Below are 18,958 nucleotides of genomic sequence, written 5' to 3' on the forward strand. Positions count from 1 at the left end.
TTGGTTAGGCGGCGAGGACAGGTGCGACCCAGCCCTGGCGCGCGCGCCAGTCGCGCGGCAGGTTGGCGAAGCGATCCAGGCTCAGCTTGTCGATATCGGCGAAGCTGCACCGTCCGTCCATGACCAGGTCGCGGATCGCATGGCCCGTGGCGGGCGAGAGGCCGAAGCCGACGCTGCTCATGGTCGTCACCGTCAGGTTGCCGGGCTCTTCGAGCCGGTCGATGACCGGGCGGCCGTCGGGCGTGTTCTCGATAATGCCGGCCCAACTGCGGATGACGCGGACATGCGCGGCCTTGGGGAACAGCTCGACCAGGCGCTTGGAGAGGTTCTGCAGCAGTTGCGTGGACGGGCGGGCCGCATCGCCGCCGGTCACCGGCGCGTCCTCGAGCCATTCATGCGGTCCGCCGCCGTAGGCGAGGTTGCCGCGCAGGGTCTGGCGGCCATAGAGGCCGTTGCCGTCGACGCCGCCGATCTTCATGAGCGGCAGCGGCTCGGTCACGATCATCTCGGCGCGGGCGGGCGCGACGGGCAGGTAGATGCCGATCGTCTCCAGCAGCGCGCCGGTCTGCGGCCCGGCGGCGAGCACCAGATGGTCGCAGTCGAAGCGGCCGAGGCTCGTCTCGACGCCGACGACGCGGCCGCCCACGGTGACGATCCCCGAGACGGCGGTGTGCTGCAGGATGCGGCCGCCCTTGTCCTGCAGCGCCCAGGCATAGGCCTGCACGGTGCGCTGCGGATTGGCCTGGCCGCCAAAGTGGTAATGGACGGCACCGACGACGTTGTCCCCGGCGAAGGGCACAAGCTCGCGTGTCTGCTGTGCGTCGAGCGTCTCGTACTGATAGCCCATGTTGGCGCAGATATCGCCGTGGTCCTTGTACTGGGCGAGCTGCGCCTCGGTGAGCGCCATGATGACGCGCTCGCGCCGATACTCGGTCGGGTAGCCGAGCAACTCGTCCATCTGCGGCCAGAGCCGCTGCTCCTCGTGGAAGAGCGGGCTCTGGTAGTGGGTGCAGCCGCCGCCGTTGCGGCCGGAGGCCTCCCAGCCGACGATGCCCTTGTCGATCACCAGCACGTCGACGCCCTCGCGCGCCAGCCACCACGCGGCGCTGAGGCCGGTCACGCCTCCGCCGATGACGATGACGCTGGCACTCTTTCGTTCCATGGTCTTTTCCATCAGGGACACCTCAGCCATCCCTCAGAAATGCGCCATTCGGCCGGCGCGCTCGATCTCGCGCTCGGTGCCGATATCGGCGTAGGGCACCCACTGGGTGCGGATGCCGAACCAGACGTTCCAGCCCTGGATCATCTCGGCCGTCTCCTCGGAGGTCGCCAGCACGCCGAGCGGCAGCGGCCGCACGGGCGCGCGGTAGCCTGCCAGCGCGATGGATGAGAGCGGGCGTTCGGTGCCGATGGCCATGATCATGGCGACCTGCTCGCGGCAGCGGCGCGCCTGGCAAGCCCCCATGCAGGCGCGGGTGAGGCGCTTGATCTGGTCCTGATTGACCGGCCCGTCCTGAGCGAGTGTTGCCAGATCGCGTGAGGCGATCGGCGCGTCGAGGTAGCGCGGCGGCTGCACCGTCAGCAGGTCGCGGCGCGTCACCTCCTCGCATGTGCAGGCGTTCACATCGAGGCCGCCGGCCGTCATCAGGGCGCGCATCCAGTCCATGCGGTAGGCGTCGGTGTCCGTGATGGGCGACGGCACTGGCGCAGCCATCACCGGCACATCCTGGCCGAGCGAGCGCAACGCGGCATGAGCGGCGGCGCGTCCCGAGGCGGCGGCGTCTGTACCCGCGCCCGCGCAGTCGCCCGCGAAGAACACGCCGGCGGGCGCGGTCTCGACCAGATAGGCACCTTCGCGGCGGGCGATTTTGGCACCCGCGACATCGGCGAGATCGATCACCGGCACCGCGCCAATTGCGAGCACGATCGTGTCGCAGGCGATGGTCTTCGATCCCCCGCCCGAGACGGGCGCGAGAACGGCGGCGGTGACGCCGTCGGCATTGCCCTGCGCCTCCTGGATGACGTGGCCGGTGATGACCTCGACACCTCGCGAAACCATCAGGGACACGTCAGATTGCGGCGCGTCCCGCACCTCTACCATGGCCGCGACCTCGAGCCCGGCGTCGAGCGCTGTCTGCGCCGTCTTCACCGCAAGATCGCCGGTGCCGAGGATGACGATCCGACGGCCGTTGAAGGCACCGTATTTCGAGACCAGCGAGGCGAAGCCGAGCGCGCCGACGACGCCCGGCGTCTCGAAGCCCTTGAACGAAAATACGAGGTCGCGCGCGCCGGACGCGATGATGAGCCGCTTGAACCCGCAGAGCCAGGAGCGCGTCTCGTCCGCCAGACCGACGACCGGCTCCGGCAGCGAGCGCAGGTTCGGTCCGGCAACGAAGGCGCCCCAGGCATAGGTGCCGAGCTTCACCTCAACGCCCAGCTCGAACGCCTCTTCGAGACCAGGGTTGGTGCTGAGGATCTGTTCCAGCATGCGGCCCTTATTCTGCACGGCCGCCGTCCAGCGGTTGCCGAAGAGCAACGGCACATCCATGCCGATGAGCCCGGCGCCGAGCGGGTTCTCGTCCACCAGCGTCACCTGCAGCCCGGCGCGAGCGGCTTCGAGTGCTGCGGCAAGCCCCGCTTCGCCCGCCCCGATGACCAGCAGTTCGGCCTGTTCCGTGGCAGTCGTGTGCTTCTCGCCGATGGCGTGAAAGTCGGAAGTGACGTCTTCGTCTTCCATCAGACGGCCTCCAGGGCTTGGGCGAGATCCGCCACCAGATCGTCGCTGTTTTCGATGCCGACGGAAACACGCATCGTCGCGGGTCCGATATCAACTTCCGTGCGGGTGGCCTCGGGCACGGCATAGTGGGTGGTGGTCGCCGGGTGGCAGATGAGCGTCTCCGTCCCGCCGAGGCTGACCGCGAAGCGCAGCAGGCGCAGGCGGTCGAGGAACCGGAAGGCGCCCGCCTCGCCGCCGGTCACGTCGAACGAGAAGGTGGAGCCCGGTCCTGCACATTGCCGGTCATAGACCGCGCGTGCCGCCGATCCCTTTGCCAGGAAGCCGAGATAGGTGATGCGGGTAACCTTCTGGTGGTCGCGCAGATAGGTCGCGATGACCTTCGCGTTCCGCACGGCGCGCTCCGTCCGCAGGCTCATGGTCTCGACCGAGCGGAGCAGCATCCAGCAGCTATGCGGGTCGGCGTGGCATCCGAGCAGGGTGCGTAGCTTCTTGAGCCGCCCCACCAGCGCGGCCGAGCCGCTCACGCTGCCCGCCATGAAATCGCTGTGCCCACCGGCATATTTCGTGAGCGAGGTGACGCAGAGGTCGGCGCCGTGCTCCAGCGGCGATTGCAGGAACGGGCCGAGGAAGGTGTTGTCGACCGAAATGATCGGCCGCTTCCCTTGAGCGAGCGCGATGCGGTCCGCGAGGCGGCTGATCATGGCGAGGTCGGCGATGGCGCAGGTCGGGTTCGCCGGGCTCTCGACCATGATCAGGGTCAGCGGCCCCTTCGCCATGGCGGCATCGGCGACCGCCGCCATGGACGCCTCATCGACGCCGTCGGTGAAGCCGAAGATGTTCACCCCGATCTCGGCCATGTGCGAATGCAGCAGCATGTCCGTGCCGCCATAGATCGGTCGGCTGTGCATCATGCTGTCGCCGGGACGCAGCAGGCTCATGGCCAGCGTCGAGACCGCTGCCATGCCGCTCGCGAACAGCGCGCTGTCCTCGGCCCGGTCGAGCGCCGCGATGCGGGTCTGAGCCATGACGAGGTTCGGATGATCGAGCCGGGCGTAGATATAGCCGTTCTTCCCGCCGCGCTCGGGCACGTCGCCATCGAAGAAGGCCTGATGCACTGCCTTCGCCTGCGCCGCCGAGGCGTAGACGAAGGTCGAGGTCATGTAGATCGGCGGCTTGGCGGCGCCGCCATGCTCGGCGGGGTCGTAGCCCGCGCCGACGGCCAGCGTCTCCAGCGCAAGGGCGCGCTCGTCGCTTGGAGGGCGATCCATCACATGAGTTCCAAAACCAGGGGTGAGCGGGCGTAGCTGCAACAGGCGAGGATCTCGCCCGCGGCGATCTCCTCCTCCTCGATGCCGCCCTGATGGTTCATCTCCACGGTGCCCGAGCGTTTCCGCACCCGGCAGGTGCCGCAGATACCGTCCGCGCAGGCATAGGGGATGGCGATGCCGAGCCGCAAGGCGACCGTCAGCACGGTTTCGGAGGGCTTGGCCTCAGCCTCCTTCGCGGCAGGCTCGAAGCGCAGAGTGAAGGTGAGGGTGGCGGGCGCGGGGTTCGGCGGCTCGGGCGCGAGGTCGGGGATCGGGATGGCGGTGAAGGCCTCGCGGCGAAAGGCGGTGGCGGGGCCGCCCGCATTGGCGTGCGCAGCCTCGACGGCCTCCATGAAGCCAGTGGGGCCGCAACAGAAGACCTCGCGGGTGGCGAGGTCGGGCGCCATTGCGGCAAAGGCCGCGGCGGTCGGGCGTCCGGTCGCCGTCGTCAGGAAATCAAGCTTCCAGCTGCCGAGTTCGGCGGCGATCGCCTCGATCTCGGGCTTGAACAGCCAGTCTGAGGGCGTGCGGGCGAGGTGGACGTAATGCACCGGCGTGCGGCAGCCGATATCGCGCAGGAAGCGTGCGATGGACGCCATGGGCGTCGCTCCGCTGCCCGCGGAGACGAGCAGCAGCGGCCTCTCCGGCGGCTGCATCAGGCAGAACGGCCCGGCAGGCGGCATGGCCTTCAACGTCATCCCGACAGCGAGCGCGTAATGCATCCAGGCCGTGCCGCTGGTGTTGATGGTCTGCGCGCCGGCTTGACTCTTGATCGTGAGGTCGATCGCCTCATCCCGCAGCGGCGAGGAGGCGATGGTGAAGCAGCGCCACACCTTTCCGCCCGCCAGGGGCAGTTCAAGCGTCACGAACTGGCCGGCGTGGAAGCGGATGGGCGCGCGCGACTGAGCCTCGAAACGGAAGGTCCGGACGCCCGGCGCCTCATCAGATATGGCGGTGCAGCGGAGGAGGTCATCTCCGCCGCGCCAGACGCCGCTGTCGGTGGCGAGAGGGGGCACCTATTCCGCCGCGATGGCGTGGATCGGCTCGGCCTCCGCCTCAGCCGCCGCGATGAACGCCTTCGCCTGGGTCACGTAGTAGTTCACGAACCGCAGCACGAGCGACTCCGCAACCGCGGAGTAGGGGCCGGGCACGTAGCCGGGGGAGTTCACGCCGCGCTGGTTGAGTTCGCAGAGGTCGCGATCCTCGAGGTTGGTGGCGTCCCAGAGGCGCACGAGGTTGGCGAGGTCGTAGTCGACGCCCTCGACGGCATCCTTGTGGACCAGCCACTTGCCGAGAACGAGCGTCTCGCGCGTGTTGAGCGGAATGCAGGTGAACATGAAGGTGAAGTCGCCTGTCGAGTGGCAGAAGCTATGCGGCTCTATGGCCCAGCGCAGGCTGCCGATGTCGCCGTCGCCGATTGGGCACATGAGCTTGGCGACCGCGCGCTTGCCATCCATGGTCATGGAGACCGCGCCCTCGTTGAGCGGGAAGCGGGCGGCCTGCCACCAGTTCTCCTCGGCGGGCAGGCCGGGCAGGCCGAGTTCGACCATGCGCCGTTCGAAATTCGCCTCATGCTCGCTGACCGTCTCGAAGTTGCCCTTGGCATAGATCGGGAAGGTGACCGCGAGTTCCGGATGACGCCCGGCGCAATGGTAGCACTCGCGCGCATTCTCCATCACGAGCTTCCAGTTCGCCCGTTCGAGAAGCGTCGCCTCATGCGCGATCTTGGCGTTCTTGAAGTCGTGCGGCTCCAGCATGGGACCGACGGCGTCGCGGTAGGGCTGGAAGTCGGGCGGGCTGTCGGCGAGGCAGACATAGACGGTGCCGGCCAGCGTCTCGACATGGATGGGGCGGAGGCCATGGCTTTCGGGGCTGAAACCATCCCCCATCCGGCCGGCGAAGATGAGCTTGCCGGCGAGGTCGTAGGTCCATTGGTGATACGGGCAGACGAGGCGGGTCGCCTTGCCCGAACCCTCGGCGCAGAGTTCCGCGCCGCGATGCCGGCAGGTGTTGTGGAAGCCGCGCAGCGCGCCCTGGCGGTCGCGGATGACGATGATGGGTGCGCCGCCGATGTGCAGCGCCTGATAGCTGCCGGTGGCCGGAAACTCGATCTCGAAGCCGATCAGGATCCAGGTGCGGCGGAAGATCGCTTCCTGATCGAAGGCGAAGACCTCGTCGTCGTTATAGAGCGACTGGGGCAGCGAGTGTCCCGCTTCGCGCGCTCCGAGGGCGGCCTTGATCCTGGAGTAGTCAGCCATCCGCAGTCTCCGATCGACGGTCACTCAGAGCTGCGCCCATCACAGCACTGTGTTAGGTATGTGACACGATATCGCCCTGTATGGGCAAATCTCATTTGCTCATGCCGCCATCGAATTTCCGGAAGCGGCGGCGGATGGAGCGTGGCTGTTCCTGCGAATTTCGCCTAGCAATCCTTAGTGGAACCGTTCATACGGTCGCCTCGGCGCTTTTCATCCTGGGCTACAAGTGTTTCGGTATGCGGTTCCCGCCTCCGGCGCCTCCCCCCAATGCAAAAGTATGTTTGGCTCGCATGTTGCGGGTCGCCGGGTGCGAGGAGAGACCCGATGTCGGTCGGCACGGTTAAGTGGTTCAATGCTACCAAGGGCTATGGCTTCATTCAGCCGGAAGATGGTTCGGCGGATGTGTTCGTGCACATTTCCGCGGTCGAGCGCGCGGGCCTCGGCGGACTCAATGAGGGCCAGCGGGTTACGTTCGATCTCGAGCGCGGCCAGAAGGGCAAGATGGCTGCAGTCAACTTGAAAGTCTGATAAGAGCTGGACGACCTGCCCGATGCGCGGATCCGTGCATCGGGTGCTCGGCTGAGGTCTCACCGGCTTCCGCCCAACCCCTGGACTGTGGCGGACAGGCGGTAATGCGTGTGAAGGGGAAGCTGTATCTTGGCCATGAAGCCGAACTACAATCAGCAGCGTGCAGAGCGTGACAGGCTGAAACGCCTCAAGAAAGAAGAGAAGGCGCGCGAGCAGGAAGATGCCCGGCAGCGCCGCCGCTCGGAGCAGAGCGCGGGCGAGGGGGAGCCTCCGGCGCCCTCGCAGGACGAACCCGCACCCTGATCGCGGATACCGGTCCGGCCTGTCGCCGCTCGATTGACCGCCGTTGACCAGGATCAAGGTCCGCTTCCCGCGCTAAGCCGATAGTCCGCCGGAAACAGGCCTGCGGGCCAGGAGCAAGCGCGATGAAGGTCCAGGACGTGATGACCACCGATGTCCGCACGGTCGGGCCGGACGCCTCCATCGCCTCCGTAATCGCGATCATGACGGAACGGCGCGTGAGCGGCGTTCCGGTGGTGGATGAGGCCGGGCAGCTCGTCGGCATCCTGACGGAGGGCGACCTCCTGCGCAGGGCCGAGACCGGGACGGGCACGCCGACCCGCCCGTTCCTCCTCGATCTACTCGCGGGCCCCGGCCGTGAAGCCGTCGACTACGTTCGCACCCATAGCCGGCGCGTCAGCGACCTCATGACAGCCCAGGTGCTGACCGTGACGGAGAACGATCCGCTGACCGACCTCGTTCGCCTGATGGAGCGACGGCGCATCCGTCGCGTGCCCGTGGTGCGCGAGGGCCGGCTGGTGGGCATCGTCAGCCGGTTCGACCTGATCGCGGCGCTCGGCCGCGCTCTGGCCGCGTCGCCGGCACCGGCTGCCGGGGATGCCGAGATCGCCGCCAAGGTGGAGCGGGAATGGCGCGGCAAGCGCTGGCTCGGCAAAAGCAGCATCGGCATCCGGGTCGACGATGGCGTGGCCACGCTGGAGGGCATCATCCACGACGAGCGGATGCGTGACGCCATCCGGGTGGCGGCGCAGAATGTGCCGGGTGTCACGGCGATCAGCGACAGGATCGTCTATGTCGAACCGTTCACGGGGGCCATCGTTCCGGCGTGACCACGCCCGCCGATGCTTCCCAAGCGCGTTGCTTTTGTGCGACTGCACTTCATCTGCCGCGACCTGTCGGCGGCTCCGTTGTCTCCTTGCAACGATCTTGGCATACTCACCACGAACCTAGCATCGGACCGAACGATGACGGCTGCCCAAATCCACCCGATCCTCGTCACCCACAGCGGACGCTTCCACTGCGACGAGGTCTTCGCCTACGCCATTCTGCGATTGGCCTTGGCGCTTGTGGAGCCGGGACGGGACCACAGCCTGATCCGGACGCGCGACCCCGCGGTCGTCGGCAGCGCCGACATCGTCTGGGACGTGGGCACGGTGTTCGACCCGGCGGCATGTCGTTTCGATCACCACCAGCGCGGCGCGCCGCTGCGCCCCGACGGCACGCCCTATTCGGCGGCGGGGTTGATCTGGCAGGTCTATGGCGAGCGGGCGGTCGCCGCGCTGCTGGCGCCCTCGGGCTCCGAACGTTTTGCTCCCGCCATAGCGGCCGAGCTGGACGAGAGCGTGCTGCGGCGGATCGATGAACTCGACAACGGGATTTCGGCGCAGGGCCCGGTGGTGGACGACCTGCTCGGGCTGGGCCGGTTGATCGGCGACTTCAACCCGGTCTGGGACAGTTCGGAGGCCGACAGCCCGCAGGGTGGCAATGCGGCGTTCCGGGAGGCGGCGAGCCTTGTGGACGGTGTGCTCCGCCGGCGTGTCGAGGCGTTGCGTGCCCGGCTGAAGGCCGACGCCGAGGTTCTGGCGGCGTATGCGGCGGGCGCCGACCCCCGCATCCTGGTGCTGGAACGCGGCATGCCATGGAAGACGGCGGCGTTCAGCCATGAGCTGCCGGTGATCTTCACAGTCAGTCCGGCTGCCAACGGCAACTGGATGGTCGACACGATGCCGCCCGAGCCGGGCTCCTTTTCCCAGCGGCAACCCCTGCCGGAAGCCTGGGCCGGGTTGGAAGGTCCCGCACTGGCCGCGGCCTCGGGCGTGGCCGATGCCGTATTCGTTCACGTCCGGCGCTTTGTCGGCGCGGCGCAATCTCGGGCGGGCGCCATCGAGATGGCGCGTCTCGCTTTGGCCGCCGCCTGAGGCGCCGCTTTATCGTTTCGAAAAATTAACTGAATGCCCGTCGTCCACGGCGCTTCAGCATTGGACAGTTGGCCCGACCGGAAGCGGGGTCGCCGCCAGACGGCTCGCCGCTCCGGCACCAGAAGCGCCGTGGACGCGCCGCAAGCGTTACAAAGCTCCGGCATTCTCGACGAACCTTGCATCGGGCGTCCTCGAATGGGAGGAGTTCTTGCCCGGACCTCAAGGGAGAGACACGATGATCAGGGCCTTGCGCGCGATCGGCATCGGACTGGCGGCATTGGTTGTCCTGGGTTGCTGCGCCGTGCTGATCGGCGGCCCCCGGCTGATGCCGCAGGTCGCGGCGCTGTTGGGGCTCGCGCCGTCCTACTCCGGCAGCACGGGCACTGTCGGCGGCGTCACCATCGGCGGCCCGTTCAAGCTGACGGATGCGAGGACAGGCGCCGCCGTCACCGAGGCGAGCTATCACGGGCGCTGGATGCTGGTCTACTTCGGCTACACCTTCTGCCCCGACATCTGCCCGACGGATCTGCAGAAGATGATCGCGGCACTTCCCGCGGCGGGTGCAGGCGCGGACCGCATCACGCCCATCTTCATCACCGTCGACCCCGGCCGTGACAGCGCCGCGCCGCTCGCGCGCTATGTCGGGCTGTTCAGCCCCAAGCTCGTCGGTCTCACCGGGAGCCAGGCGCAGATCGACGCCGTCGTGAGCGCCTACCGGGTCTATGTCGAGAAGGTGCCCCCGGCGAGCCCCGGCGCCCCCTACCTCGTCAACCATTCCGCCTTCATGTATCTCATGAACCCGTCGGGCAAACTTGCCGCCATCTTCCCGCCGGACGTGAAGACCGCGGATCTCGCCCATCGGCTCGCCGACGACACCAGCACCTCGCCCGCCAGCTGAGCCTCAACGGAGGGGAAGCGCCGCGCCGCGCCGCAGGATCGCCTCCGCCGCATCCGTGTAGCCGCCGGTGGCACCATGCAGCACGAGGCCCGGCAGAAGGCGAAAGCCGCCGCCGCCGCCCTTGTGAGCCTGGAGGAGCACGATCCGCGCCTCGCGTCCCGGCTTCGGCCAGAGCGGAGATAGGAGCAACGAGCCGCAGCCCGCGGCCTCCAGCGCCGCAAGGCTCTCCGGAACCATCCGTGGCGGCAGGATGAGGGTGAGGGTGCCGCGGGGCCGCAGAACCTTGGCCATAGCCGAAATCCAGGCAGCCGCCAGTCCCGCCGGCGCCATCTTGGCCCGCTGCTTCAGCGCGCCGGGGGGCTGCGAGCCGGCAGCATCGTGCCAGGGCGGATTTGCCATCGCGTGATCGAACTCGCCCGCCGCGCCGGTCATGTCACAGACATCGCCGGTCAGGATCGTCAGCGCCCGCCGGCCGTTGGCGGCCAGATTGGCGGCCGCGATCCCGGCCATTGCGGGTTCGATCTCCACGCCGAGCCCGGTGACGCCATGCACGCGATGGGCGAGGCACAGCAGCCCGGCGCCGGCGCCGGTTCCTCCCTCCAGCACGCGCTCTCCGGAATGCGCCGGCACGGCCGCGGCCAGAAAGACCGGTTCGATTCCGGTGCGATGTCCCGAGGCGGGCTGCGCGTAGCTGACGGCACCGCCGAGCAGCGTCCCCTCCGTGGTCGGGATGGCGTCCATGCGGCATGCTCCCCCGCTGTGATCTTCAGGATCGACGGTCAGCGTTGCGTGAGACCGCTCGCGACGGTCTGCGGGCGGCGCGGAGGCGGTAGCGATCCACGGAGATTTGTGCGATGCCGAACGCGGCCACACAATGGCCTGCGGCGGACCGTGCCGGTCCGTTTATGACCCCTACCGGAAGGGCTCGAGCTTGGGCAAGATTGCCGGCCTATCAACACCTGCCTTCGCTAACGCGGGCAAGCCGGAGGAGGACGCCCTCTCGGCGCTCCTTGCCCTGCTGCAAGACGACATGAATGCCTGCAGCCGCACCATCGTGGCGCGCATGGACAGCCCCGTTGCGCTCATTCCTCAGCTGGCTGCCCATATCGTTGCCGCCGGCGGCAAACGCCTGCGCCCGCTGCTGACCCTCGCCGCTGCCCGGATGTGCGGCTACGCCGGCGGCGAACGCCATGTGCGTCTGGCTGCCTGCGTGGAGTTCATCCACACCGCGACGCTGCTGCACGACGATGTCGTCGACGAGAGCCGCCTGCGCCGCGGCATGGCGTCGGCCAATGCCGTCTTCGACAACAAGGCGCCGGTGCTCGTCGGCGACTTCATGTTCACCCGCGCCTTCCAGCTCATGATCGAGGACGGGTCGCTGCATGTGTTGCGCATCCTCTGCGATGCGGCGGCGACCATCGCCGAGGGCGAGGTGCTCCAGCTCGTCACCCAGCACGACCTGACAACGACCGAGGAGCGCTATCTCGACGTGGTGCGCGGCAAGACGGCGGCGCTTTTCTCGGCGGCGGCGCAGGTGGGCGCGGTCGTCGCCGGACGGCCGGTGACGGAGGAGGACGCGCTCGCGAGCTACGGGCACAATCTCGGCATCGCGTTTCAGCTTGTCGATGACGCGCTCGATTACGCCGCGGACGAGGCGGTGCTGGGCAAGAGCGTCGGCGACGACTTCCGCGAAGGCAAGATCACCTTGCCGGTGCTGATCGCCTACCAGAAAGGCAACGGCGACGAGCGGCGCTTCTGGCGCCGGACATTGGAGGAGGGCGAGCACAACGAACAGGATCTCGCGCATGCGATGCAACTGCTCGTGCAACATGCGGCGATCGACGAGACGCTGTCCCGGGCCGCGAGCTTCGTCCATGAAGCGCAGCTGGCGCTGGGCGTCTTCCCGCCCTCGGCGCTGCGGCAGGCGCTGGCCGATGTCGCCTCCTATACCATCAAACGGGTCCATTGAAGCGCGATCAAGCCGACCCACCTCCCGGTCTCGTCAACCGGAAAGGTTCCTGACATGGCAAGCGCGCCCAAACCCTCTCACATGCACTCCCACAAGACCCGTAACGATCTTGACGACAACGCGAAGAAGGCCTCGATCGACATCCTGAACGCCCGGCTGGCGGATGCGATCGACCTCGCCCTGATTACCAAGCAGGCCCACTGGAACCTCAAGGGCCCGCGCTTCATCATGATCCACGAGATGCTGGACGGCTTCCGCGACCAGATCGACGAGCATGTCGACACCATGGCCGAGCGCGTCGCGCAACTCGGCGGCACGGCGCTCGGCACCAGCCAGATCGTCGCGGGCAGCACGACACTCAAGCCGTACCCGACCGACATCTACAAGATCGAGGATCATCTCGCGGCCCTCATCGAGCATTACGCGGCCGTTGCGAACGCGTGCCGCCATGCGATCGACGACACGGACGAAGCCGGGGACGCCGACACGGCGGATATCTTCACCGCGGTGTCGCGCGAACTCGACAAGTCGCTGTGGTTCCTCGAGGCGCATGTGCAGGAGCCGACCTGACACTCGACGCAATTCTCAAGATGGAACCGTCGGTTGGCCATCTGAAGAATTTGTAGTGTGACCGACAGGGTGCGGCGCTGGGCAGCCGCCCCGCCGCGCGCTATGCACGCTCATCATGGACGCGACAAAAAAAGCTGCGAACGCCTGGCTCCGCCAGCAAAGTGCCATCGGTCGCCGGGTGGCGTCCGGCTCGATCGCGTTCGGTCTCCTCGGGACGGTTCTCGCGATCGTCCAAGCCGCCGCTGCCGCCGATCTGCTCCGAGCGCTCATCGTCCGCGACCATCAGCCGGTGCTCATCGCGGCGATCGTCTTCGCGCTCACCGCCGTGGGGCGCGCGGTCGTGGGGGCCCTTGCCGACAGCGCGGCGCTTGCTGCCGGCGCCGCCGGCCGCCGCCGTCTCCGCAGCGAGACGCTGGGGCGGCTGCTCTCGATCGGTCCCAGCCTCCTCCGCCAGGGCCACAGCGCGCAGCTCGCCGGCATCGTCGTCGACCGGATCGAAGCGCTGGAAGGCCTGTTCGCGCGCTGGATACCGGCGGCCTTCCTCGCCATCGCGGCGCCCATCCTGATCGTCATCGCGGCCGCCATCGCGGACCCTGTGGCGGCCCTCATCCTCGGCGTCTGCGGCCTGGCCGTGCCCTTCGCCATGGCCTTCGCCGGGATCGGCGCCGCCGTCGCATCCCGCAACCAACTGGCGGCGATGATGCGGCTGCAGGCGCGCTTCCTGGACCGGATGCGCGGCATCGGCACCATCGTCCTCGCAGGCCGCGCCGAGAGCGAGGCGGCCACCCTCCGCATCGCCGCCGACGAATTGCGGGCGCGCACCATGCGGGTGCTGCGGGTCGCGTTCCTCTCCTCGGCGGCGCTCGATTGCGCGGCGGCGGTCGCCCTCATCGGCATCGCCATCCAGCAGGGCGTGCTGATCCTCCACGCGCCACCCGGCGCCGAGATGGCGGCGCAGTCGGGCCGCGCCCTTTTCCTGCTGCTGCTGGTGCCGGAGTTCTTCGCGCCCCTTCGCAACTTCACGCTCGCCTATCAGGACCGCGGGCATGGCGTCGCGGCGGCGGAGGCGATCATCGCTCTGCCTGCCGCCGATCCGGACGCGCCCCTGGTCACGGAGGCGCCGGTTGCCGCGCCCGTCACCGTGGCGGCACATGGCATCAGCGTCGTCCTCGAGGATGTGCGGCTGACCTGGGACAAGGGGCGCGGCCCGGCGCTCGACGGGGTCAGCTTCCGGCTGCCGGCGGGCGGCGCGCTCATTCTCGCAGGGCCATCCGGCGCCGGCAAATCGACGGTCATCGAAATCCTGCTCGGCTTCGTGCGGCCGGATAGCGGGCGGGTCATGCTCAACGGCATGGACATCGCCAGCATCGTGCCGCAGGCGCTCGCCCGCCTCACGGCCTGGATCGGTCAGAAGCCGGTGCTGTTCGCGGCATCGATCCGCGACAACATCCGCTTCGCCCGGCCCGAGGCCACCGCCCACGAATTCGCCGAAGCCGTCCGCATGGCGAGCATGGAGGGCTTCCTCGCCGAACTGCCGCAGGGTCTCGACACCCTTGTGGGCGAGGGCGGATACGGCCTGTCCGGCGGTCAGGCGCAGCGCATCGCGATTGCCCGCGCCTTTCTCAAGAACGCGCCGCTGCTGCTGCTCGACGAGCCGACCGCGCATCTCGACCCCGCCACCGAGGCCGAGGTCTTCGAGAGCCTGAAACGCCTGGCGGTCGGCCGCACGGTGATCATGGCCAGCCACTCGGCTCAGGCGCATCTCCTCAGCGGCCGGCGCCTCAACATGGCGGCGGGGCGGCTGGTGCCGTCGGACCAGCAGCGGGGTGTTGCGTGACCGACCTGATCGCCATCCTCCGCCTGTGGCGGAATCGCACCGGCTGGATGGCCGCCGGCATCGTGCTCTCTCTGGCGGCGCTCGCCTTCGGGCTGCTCATGATGGCCCTGGCCGGACGCCTCACCGCCGCCGCCGTGGTCGCCGGAGTGATCGCGACGCCCGTGCTCCTGCGCGTGTCCGGCGTGCTCCGCGTCGTGCTGCGCTACCTCGAGCGCATCGTCACCCATGAGGCGACCTTCAGGTCGCTCGCCGATCTGCGGGTCTGGTTCTTCGCGGGCGTGGCCGAGCGGGCCGCCGGCGGGCTTGGCTTTCGCCGCAGCGGCGACGTGCTGACGCGGGTCGTCAACGATGTCGAGTCGCTCGACGGGCTTTATTCGCGGATCCTGGTGCCGCTGGCGGGCGCGCTGCTGATCCTGCCGGCGCTCGCCATCGTCCTCGCCTTCCGGAGCGGAACCCTCGCCATCACCGTCGCGGTGTTGTTCGCGCTCGCCGCCTTCCTGCTGCCGTGGATGGCCGCGCGCGGCACGGCCGCTGCCGGAGACCGGCTGGCGAGCGCGCTGTCGGGCCTGCGGGTGTCCGTGCTGGATGCGCTCACCGGTCTGCGGGAGGTGCGGGTTTTCGGCGCCGAGGGCCGCATGCTCGCGGCAATGCAGGCCCGCGAAGCGAGCTTGCTCGCGGCACAGCGGGATGTCGCGCGGCAGGCGCGCTTCGCCCAGGCCGGCGCCTTCCTCTGCGCCCAGGCGGCGATCCTCGCGGTGCTGCTGGCGGCAGGGGCACCGCCTGCGGGCGCGGTCGCCGCCGCCTTCCTGACCATCGCGGGTTTCGAGGCGGTCGGCGGGTTGCCCCGGGCAGGCGCGCTCGCCGGCTACGCCGCGGCAGGTGCCCGCCGTGTGCGGGAAGCCGCCACCGGCCCGATCCTCGCGCCCGATCCCGCGACGCCGGCGGCGCTGCCGCGCGACACGACGCTGCGGTTCGATGGCGTCCGGTTCCGTTGGCAGCCTGACCGCCAGACCGTGCTCGACGGCCTCACGATGGAGGTGCCGCCCGGCTCGCGCGTGGCGATCCTCGGGCCCTCGGGCTCGGGCAAGTCGACGCTGGCGGCGCTCGCGCTCCGTCTGGCCGTGCCGGAAGCGGGGCAGGTGTCGCTCGGGGGCGTCGACATCGCGACCCTCAAGGCGTCCGAACTGCGGTCCCGCATCGCGCTGCTCTCGCAGCAGACGCACCTGTTCGACGACTCGATCCGCGCCAACCTGCTGCTCGCGCGCCCGGACGCCGACGAGAAGGCGCTGTGGGCGGCGCTGGATGCGGCACAACTCGGCGATGTGGTGCGCGGCTTGCCCGACAAGCTCGACACATGGCTGGGCGAGGGCGGGTTCCGCTTCTCCGGCGGGCAAGGGCGGCGGCTCGCACTCGCCCGCGTCCTGCTATCGCCGGCCCTCATCGTGATCCTGGACGAGCCTTGCGCGGGCCTCGACATCGAGACGGAGACGGCGTTCCTCACCACCCTCAACGAGCTGGGGCGCGGCCGCACCTTCATCCTCATCGCCCATCGCCTGCTGGGGGTGGAGCGGCTCGACCGCATCTGGCGGATCTCCGGCGGCCATGCGGTGGCCGCCACGGCGTGAGACGGCTCTGACATTTGGCGATCACTTGACGGGAACGGCTTGGTCAGGCCCCATCTCCACGGGTAATTCTGGAGAACAACCATGCGCCGTCGCGCCGCGCTTCTAGCCTTCGCCTTGGTCGGATTGAGTGGCTGCGCGCAGGTTTCGCAGTTCGCATCGCGTCAATACTATCCGGCACAGCCGAAGTTCGTGATCGATTACAGCCCGTGGGGCACGACGCTCGACGAGAACGGTCTGTCGGTCGTTGCCGGGGCCGCCGAACTGGCTCTGAAGGAGCCGGCGTCCACGGTTCAGGTTGTAGGCTACGCCAGCGCCGTCGGCCCCGATGACGCCGATCAGTCGCTGTCCGAGGCGCGCGCCCAGGCGGTGGAAAGCCAGCTCGTCGCAGATGGCGTCGATGCCAACCGCGTCACCGGCTTCGCCCGCGGCGCCACCCCCTACCAGTTCAGCCCGTCAGAGGCCCGGCGCGTCGAGATCGATGTGGTGAAGGCCGGCTTCTGAGGTCGCTCCGACCGATTATCGTTGTCACGGCGCGGGCAAAAAAGGCATGAAGGCAGCGCCTTAGAGCCCGGCGTTGGAGTGGAAAGCGCATGTCGATCGCGACGATGATGAAGCGGCGTGTCCGGGCTGCGATCCCGCCCGTCATCTTCCTGCTGCTAGCCGTCTATTTTGGCTGGAACGCGATGCGCGGGGACCGCGGCCTCGTCGCGCAGCAGCAGGACAAGCTCGACCTTGCCGCAGCCCAGGTTCAGCTGGCGCACGCCAATGCCGAGGTCGCCCAGTGGGAGAACAAGATCGACGGCATGGGCGAACGCGCGCTCGACCTCGACGCGCTCGACGGGCAGGCGCGGAGCATGCTGAACCTCGTCGATCCCCGTGATCTCGTGGTGATGACGGGGACCGGCACGGAATCCGGCGCGGCGCCGATGAACGCCGCGGGCAGCAGCGTGCCCGCGATCAATCCCGGCCAGTAGGGGCAGCGCGCCCCTCCTCGACCGCGGGAAGAAACTGAAAAAGGGGCCAACCGGCCCCTTTTTCGTTGCCTGGGACGCAGGAGGCACTACCCCTCCATGTCTTCGGCGATGAGGCGCAATGTCCCCGGGGACTTGCTCTTCAACACCGAGAACCAGATGGCGCCGATCACGATGAAGAGCACGAAGACCGGCGGCAGGAAGTTGTAGGGGTAGGCGGGGTAGGGCACCACGCTGCCGTAGATCACGAAGGCCATCAGGGCCGCGCCGAGCACGCCGTAGATGACGTGCTGGATTTTCATCGCGCCCGCCCGGTAGAGATCGACCGGCGCGCTGAGGCAGACGCCGAGATAGACCACCACGAAGCCGTAGGTGGCGATGGTGCCGGTGAGGCCGAAGCCATTGAGCAGACCCTGCGGCAGCAGCGCCAGGAACAGCACCAGCACGATGAGGGCCGAGAACATCACGGCCATATGCGGCGTCTTGTGGGTGGCATGCACGAGGCCCATCGAGCGGTGCAGGAACTGGTAGCGGCCCATCGAGTAGAGCATCCGCGAGCTGGCGTTGATGCAGGCGAGCGCACAGGCGAAGGCGCTGATCATGGCGGCGAAATAGACGATGGCGGCGGCCCAGGGCAGTCCGGCCTTGTTGGTCATGTCGGCGAAGGGCGAGGCGCTGCCGCCGATGGCGCCCGCGTTGTCGCTCATGCCGAGAACCATGCAGTAGGCCATGACGCAGAAGAAGATGCCCGCGACGACGGCGCTGCCGATGACCGCGAACGGCACGTTGCGCTGCGGGTTGGCGGATTCCTTCGCCAGCGTTGCGGCGCTTTCGAAGCCCACGAAGCTGAAGACCGCGAAGGCCATCGCCGACATCACGCCGCCGAACTTCAGGTGCGAGATATCGAGCTGGGTGTGATCGACCACGCTGCCGTGCTTGCCGACGACGATCGCGGTGATGACGATGATGATGGCGATGGAGATCGTCTCCATCACCAGCCCGACCCGCGACGACAGCTGGATGTCGCGATAGGCGGCGTAGGTGACGAGCCCGAGGAACAGGACGCCGAATATCACCAGCTCCGGCATCGACAGCGTGATTTTGAAGACCGAAAGGAAGTTGCCCAGGAAGATCGGGAACCCGTAGACGACGGCGACAGCCGTGGTCGTGTAGGCCAGGATCATGCACCAGCCGGCCAGCGCGCCCGTCATCGGCCCGAAGTTGCGGCCGATATAGACGAAGTAGGAGCCTGCCTCAGGGTGTCGTTTCGCGAGCGTCGCGATACAGGCGCCCACGAAGACAAGCCCGACCGTCGCGATGAGATACGAGAGCCAGGAGCCGACCCCGGCGAGACCTGCCACCACCGTAATGTTCAGCGCGGGCGTCAGGGTGGGCGCGATGTTGGCGATCGATTGCCCGACCGTTTCCGGCAGGCTCAAAGCGCCATGCTTGAGTTGTGATGGTGCTCCTACGTCAGTCGTTGCAACCATGCTTTAGAACCTCCCGGAAATCGTTGCACGCGGGGCGACCGCCGGTCGAAGACCAAGAGATCGTTGCCAGTGCTCATGCAAACGCCGTGCCGTTTCCGGAACTAGACTTTCGTCGCCAGCCACTTCGCCATGACGATGCGCGGCGAGACCTCGAAGCCGAGATGCTCGTAGAACGAGACCACCTTGGTATTGGTATCGCGCACGAGGAGTTGCGCCTTGACGACCCCACGCGCTCGCAGCCAGTTCTCCGCAGCCGCCACCATGTCGCGCCCGTGTCCGAGCCCCCGCGCGCCTGGATCGGCGGAGACGTAATAGAGCCAGCCTCTGTGACCGTCATGCCCGACCATGACGCTGCCCCTGATGCAGCCGGCCTCATCTTCGCCGACGAGAACCTCCGAGCATGCGCCGGCTCTGGCAAAGGCAAAGTCTGCTGCGGGATCGTTGAAGCTCGTGACGAGGTCGCATGCGCGCCACAACGCGATCACCGCCGCCTCATCTTCGGCGGCGGCGGGTCTTATCGTCAGAGGCATGGAGCATCCTGCGGAAGTG

19 protein-coding genes are annotated in these 18,958 nt (G+C 68.2%); 11 read left to right on the forward strand and 8 right to left on the reverse strand.

The window, feature by feature from the left end; genetic code table 11:
• Positions 1–4: 4 nt before the first annotated feature.
• Genes ACOEQ1_RS04860 through ACOEQ1_RS04880 form a run of 5 tightly spaced genes read right to left on the reverse strand, consistent with a single transcriptional unit; the run spans position 5 to position 6,302 of the window.
• Positions 5–1,162, reverse strand: coding sequence for an NAD(P)/FAD-dependent oxidoreductase (locus ACOEQ1_RS04860; protein ID WP_419758086.1), 1,158 nt, complete (start codon positions 1,160–1,162; stop codon positions 5–7).
• Between the two features lie 33 nt (positions 1,163–1,195).
• Positions 1,196–2,737 (reverse strand): FAD-dependent oxidoreductase, encoded by a 1,542-nt coding sequence (locus ACOEQ1_RS04865; protein ID WP_419758087.1) that lies wholly within the window; start codon positions 2,735–2,737, stop codon positions 1,196–1,198.
• Entirely contained in the window at positions 2,737–4,005 is a 1,269-nt protein-coding gene (locus ACOEQ1_RS04870) for a cystathionine gamma-synthase family protein (protein ID WP_419758088.1), read from the reverse strand. The genes ACOEQ1_RS04865 and ACOEQ1_RS04870 overlap by 1 nt, the downstream gene beginning before the upstream one ends.
• On the reverse strand, positions 4,005–5,060 hold the full coding sequence (locus ACOEQ1_RS04875; RefSeq protein ID WP_419758089.1) for a flavin reductase family protein: 1,056 nt from the start codon (positions 5,058–5,060) through the stop codon (positions 4,005–4,007). The genes ACOEQ1_RS04870 and ACOEQ1_RS04875 overlap by 1 nt, the downstream gene beginning before the upstream one ends.
• Positions 5,061–6,302: an aromatic ring-hydroxylating oxygenase subunit alpha gene (locus ACOEQ1_RS04880; RefSeq protein ID WP_419758090.1), complete on the reverse strand. Its 1,242-nt coding sequence runs from the start codon at positions 6,300–6,302 to the stop codon at positions 5,061–5,063.
• Between the two features lie 324 nt (positions 6,303–6,626).
• Here ACOEQ1_RS04880 and ACOEQ1_RS04885 point away from each other — a divergent pair, with 324 nt between their 5' ends.
• The 5 genes from ACOEQ1_RS04885 to ACOEQ1_RS04905 all read left to right on the forward strand — a co-directional run bounded on the left by ACOEQ1_RS04885 (position 6,627) and on the right by ACOEQ1_RS04905 (position 9,947).
• Entirely contained in the window at positions 6,627–6,830 is a 204-nt protein-coding gene (locus ACOEQ1_RS04885) for a cold-shock protein (RefSeq protein WP_419758091.1), read from the forward strand.
• Positions 6,831–6,959: 129 nt separating this feature from the next.
• A complete protein-coding gene (locus tag ACOEQ1_RS04890) occupies positions 6,960–7,133 on the forward strand; it encodes a hypothetical protein (RefSeq protein WP_419758092.1) in 174 nt (57 codons plus the stop codon).
• Between the two features lie 122 nt (positions 7,134–7,255).
• Complete coding sequence (locus ACOEQ1_RS04895) at positions 7,256–7,960, forward strand: CBS domain-containing protein (RefSeq protein WP_419758093.1); 705 nt, start codon at positions 7,256–7,258, stop codon at positions 7,958–7,960.
• Positions 7,961–8,095: 135 nt separating this feature from the next.
• Positions 8,096–9,049 (forward strand): MYG1 family protein, encoded by a 954-nt coding sequence (locus ACOEQ1_RS04900; RefSeq protein ID WP_419758094.1) that lies wholly within the window; start codon positions 8,096–8,098, stop codon positions 9,047–9,049.
• Between the two features lie 235 nt (positions 9,050–9,284).
• Positions 9,285–9,947: an SCO family protein gene (locus ACOEQ1_RS04905; RefSeq protein WP_419758095.1), complete on the forward strand. Its 663-nt coding sequence runs from the start codon at positions 9,285–9,287 to the stop codon at positions 9,945–9,947.
• A 3-nt stretch (positions 9,948–9,950) separates the two neighbouring features.
• Here the strand turns inward: ACOEQ1_RS04905 and ACOEQ1_RS04910 are convergent, their stop codons facing one another.
• Positions 9,951–10,688: a tRNA1(Val) (adenine(37)-N6)-methyltransferase gene (locus ACOEQ1_RS04910; RefSeq protein WP_419758096.1), complete on the reverse strand. Its 738-nt coding sequence runs from the start codon at positions 10,686–10,688 to the stop codon at positions 9,951–9,953.
• Positions 10,689–10,977: 289 nt separating this feature from the next.
• On the opposite strand from ACOEQ1_RS04910, the gene ACOEQ1_RS04915 reads away from it, so the two are divergent.
• The 6 genes from ACOEQ1_RS04915 to ACOEQ1_RS04940 all read left to right on the forward strand — a co-directional run bounded on the left by ACOEQ1_RS04915 (position 10,978) and on the right by ACOEQ1_RS04940 (position 16,922).
• Positions 10,978–11,916 carry a polyprenyl synthetase family protein gene (locus ACOEQ1_RS04915; protein WP_419758644.1) on the forward strand — a complete coding sequence of 313 codons (939 nt, stop codon included), beginning with the start codon at positions 10,978–10,980 and terminating at the stop codon, positions 11,914–11,916.
• Positions 11,917–11,970: 54 nt separating this feature from the next.
• Entirely contained in the window at positions 11,971–12,486 is a 516-nt protein-coding gene (gene dps, locus ACOEQ1_RS04920) for a DNA starvation/stationary phase protection protein Dps (RefSeq protein WP_419758097.1), read from the forward strand.
• Positions 12,487–12,601: 115 nt separating this feature from the next.
• The gene (gene cydD, locus ACOEQ1_RS04925; RefSeq protein WP_419758098.1) at positions 12,602–14,323 is read left to right on the forward strand and encodes a thiol reductant ABC exporter subunit CydD; all 1,722 of its coding nucleotides are present in this window, start codon (positions 12,602–12,604) and stop codon (positions 14,321–14,323) included.
• The gene (cydC, locus tag ACOEQ1_RS04930) at positions 14,320–15,948 is read left to right on the forward strand and encodes a thiol reductant ABC exporter subunit CydC (protein ID WP_419758099.1); all 1,629 of its coding nucleotides are present in this window, start codon (positions 14,320–14,322) and stop codon (positions 15,946–15,948) included. The genes cydD and cydC overlap by 4 nt, the downstream gene beginning before the upstream one ends.
• Before the next feature lie 81 nt (positions 15,949–16,029).
• A complete protein-coding gene (locus tag ACOEQ1_RS04935) occupies positions 16,030–16,449 on the forward strand; it encodes an OmpA family protein (protein ID WP_419758100.1) in 420 nt (139 codons plus the stop codon).
• A gap of 89 nt (positions 16,450–16,538) precedes the next feature.
• Positions 16,539–16,922 (forward strand): FtsB family cell division protein, encoded by a 384-nt coding sequence (locus tag ACOEQ1_RS04940; RefSeq protein ID WP_419758101.1) that lies wholly within the window; start codon positions 16,539–16,541, stop codon positions 16,920–16,922.
• Between the two features lie 86 nt (positions 16,923–17,008).
• Here ACOEQ1_RS04940 and ACOEQ1_RS04945 read toward each other — a convergent pair whose 3' ends face one another.
• Together ACOEQ1_RS04945 and ACOEQ1_RS04950 are read right to left on the reverse strand one after the other, a co-directional pair.
• Positions 17,009–18,358, reverse strand: a complete 1,350-nt coding sequence (locus ACOEQ1_RS04945) for an APC family permease (protein ID WP_419758102.1) — start codon at positions 18,356–18,358, stop codon at positions 17,009–17,011.
• 152 nt (positions 18,359–18,510) lie between these two features.
• Entirely contained in the window at positions 18,511–18,939 is a 429-nt protein-coding gene (locus tag ACOEQ1_RS04950) for a GNAT family acetyltransferase (RefSeq protein ID WP_419758103.1), read from the reverse strand.
• Positions 18,940–18,958 lie beyond the last annotated feature (19 nt).

The sequence above is a fragment of the Acidisoma sp. genome (assembly GCF_965199065.1).
GTDB lineage: Bacteria > Pseudomonadota > Alphaproteobacteria > Acetobacterales > Acetobacteraceae > Acidisoma.

Bases quoted from the DNA above. Each gene is read 5' to 3' on its own strand.
- cydD (WP_419758098.1), top strand. From the start codon at position 12,602: ATGGACGCGACAAAAAAAGCTGCGAACGCCTGGCTCCGCCAGCAAAGT.
- ACOEQ1_RS04880 (WP_419758090.1), bottom strand. From the start codon at position 6,302: ATGGCTGACTACTCCAGGATCAAGGCCGCCCTCGGAGCGCGCGAAGCG.
- ACOEQ1_RS04870 (WP_419758088.1), bottom strand. From the start codon at position 4,005: ATGGATCGCCCTCCAAGCGACGAGCGCGCCCTTGCGCTGGAGACGCTG.
- ACOEQ1_RS04935 (WP_419758100.1), top strand. From the start codon at position 16,030: ATGCGCCGTCGCGCCGCGCTTCTAGCCTTCGCCTTGGTCGGATTGAGT.
- ACOEQ1_RS04860 (WP_419758086.1), bottom strand. From the start codon at position 1,162: ATGGAACGAAAGAGTGCCAGCGTCATCGTCATCGGCGGAGGCGTGACC.
- ACOEQ1_RS04900 (WP_419758094.1), top strand. From the start codon at position 8,096: ATGACGGCTGCCCAAATCCACCCGATCCTCGTCACCCACAGCGGACGC.
- ACOEQ1_RS04950 (WP_419758103.1), bottom strand. From the start codon at position 18,939: ATGCCTCTGACGATAAGACCCGCCGCCGCCGAAGATGAGGCGGCGGTG.
- ACOEQ1_RS04895 (WP_419758093.1), top strand. From the start codon at position 7,256: ATGAAGGTCCAGGACGTGATGACCACCGATGTCCGCACGGTCGGGCCG.
- ACOEQ1_RS04940 (WP_419758101.1), top strand. From the start codon at position 16,539: ATGTCGATCGCGACGATGATGAAGCGGCGTGTCCGGGCTGCGATCCCG.
- ACOEQ1_RS04905 (WP_419758095.1), top strand. From the start codon at position 9,285: ATGATCAGGGCCTTGCGCGCGATCGGCATCGGACTGGCGGCATTGGTT.
- dps (WP_419758097.1), top strand. From the start codon at position 11,971: ATGGCAAGCGCGCCCAAACCCTCTCACATGCACTCCCACAAGACCCGT.
- ACOEQ1_RS04910 (WP_419758096.1), bottom strand. From the start codon at position 10,688: ATGGACGCCATCCCGACCACGGAGGGGACGCTGCTCGGCGGTGCCGTC.
- ACOEQ1_RS04885 (WP_419758091.1), top strand. From the start codon at position 6,627: ATGTCGGTCGGCACGGTTAAGTGGTTCAATGCTACCAAGGGCTATGGC.
- ACOEQ1_RS04865 (WP_419758087.1), bottom strand. From the start codon at position 2,737: ATGGAAGACGAAGACGTCACTTCCGACTTTCACGCCATCGGCGAGAAG.
- ACOEQ1_RS04915 (WP_419758644.1), top strand. From the start codon at position 10,978: ATGAATGCCTGCAGCCGCACCATCGTGGCGCGCATGGACAGCCCCGTT.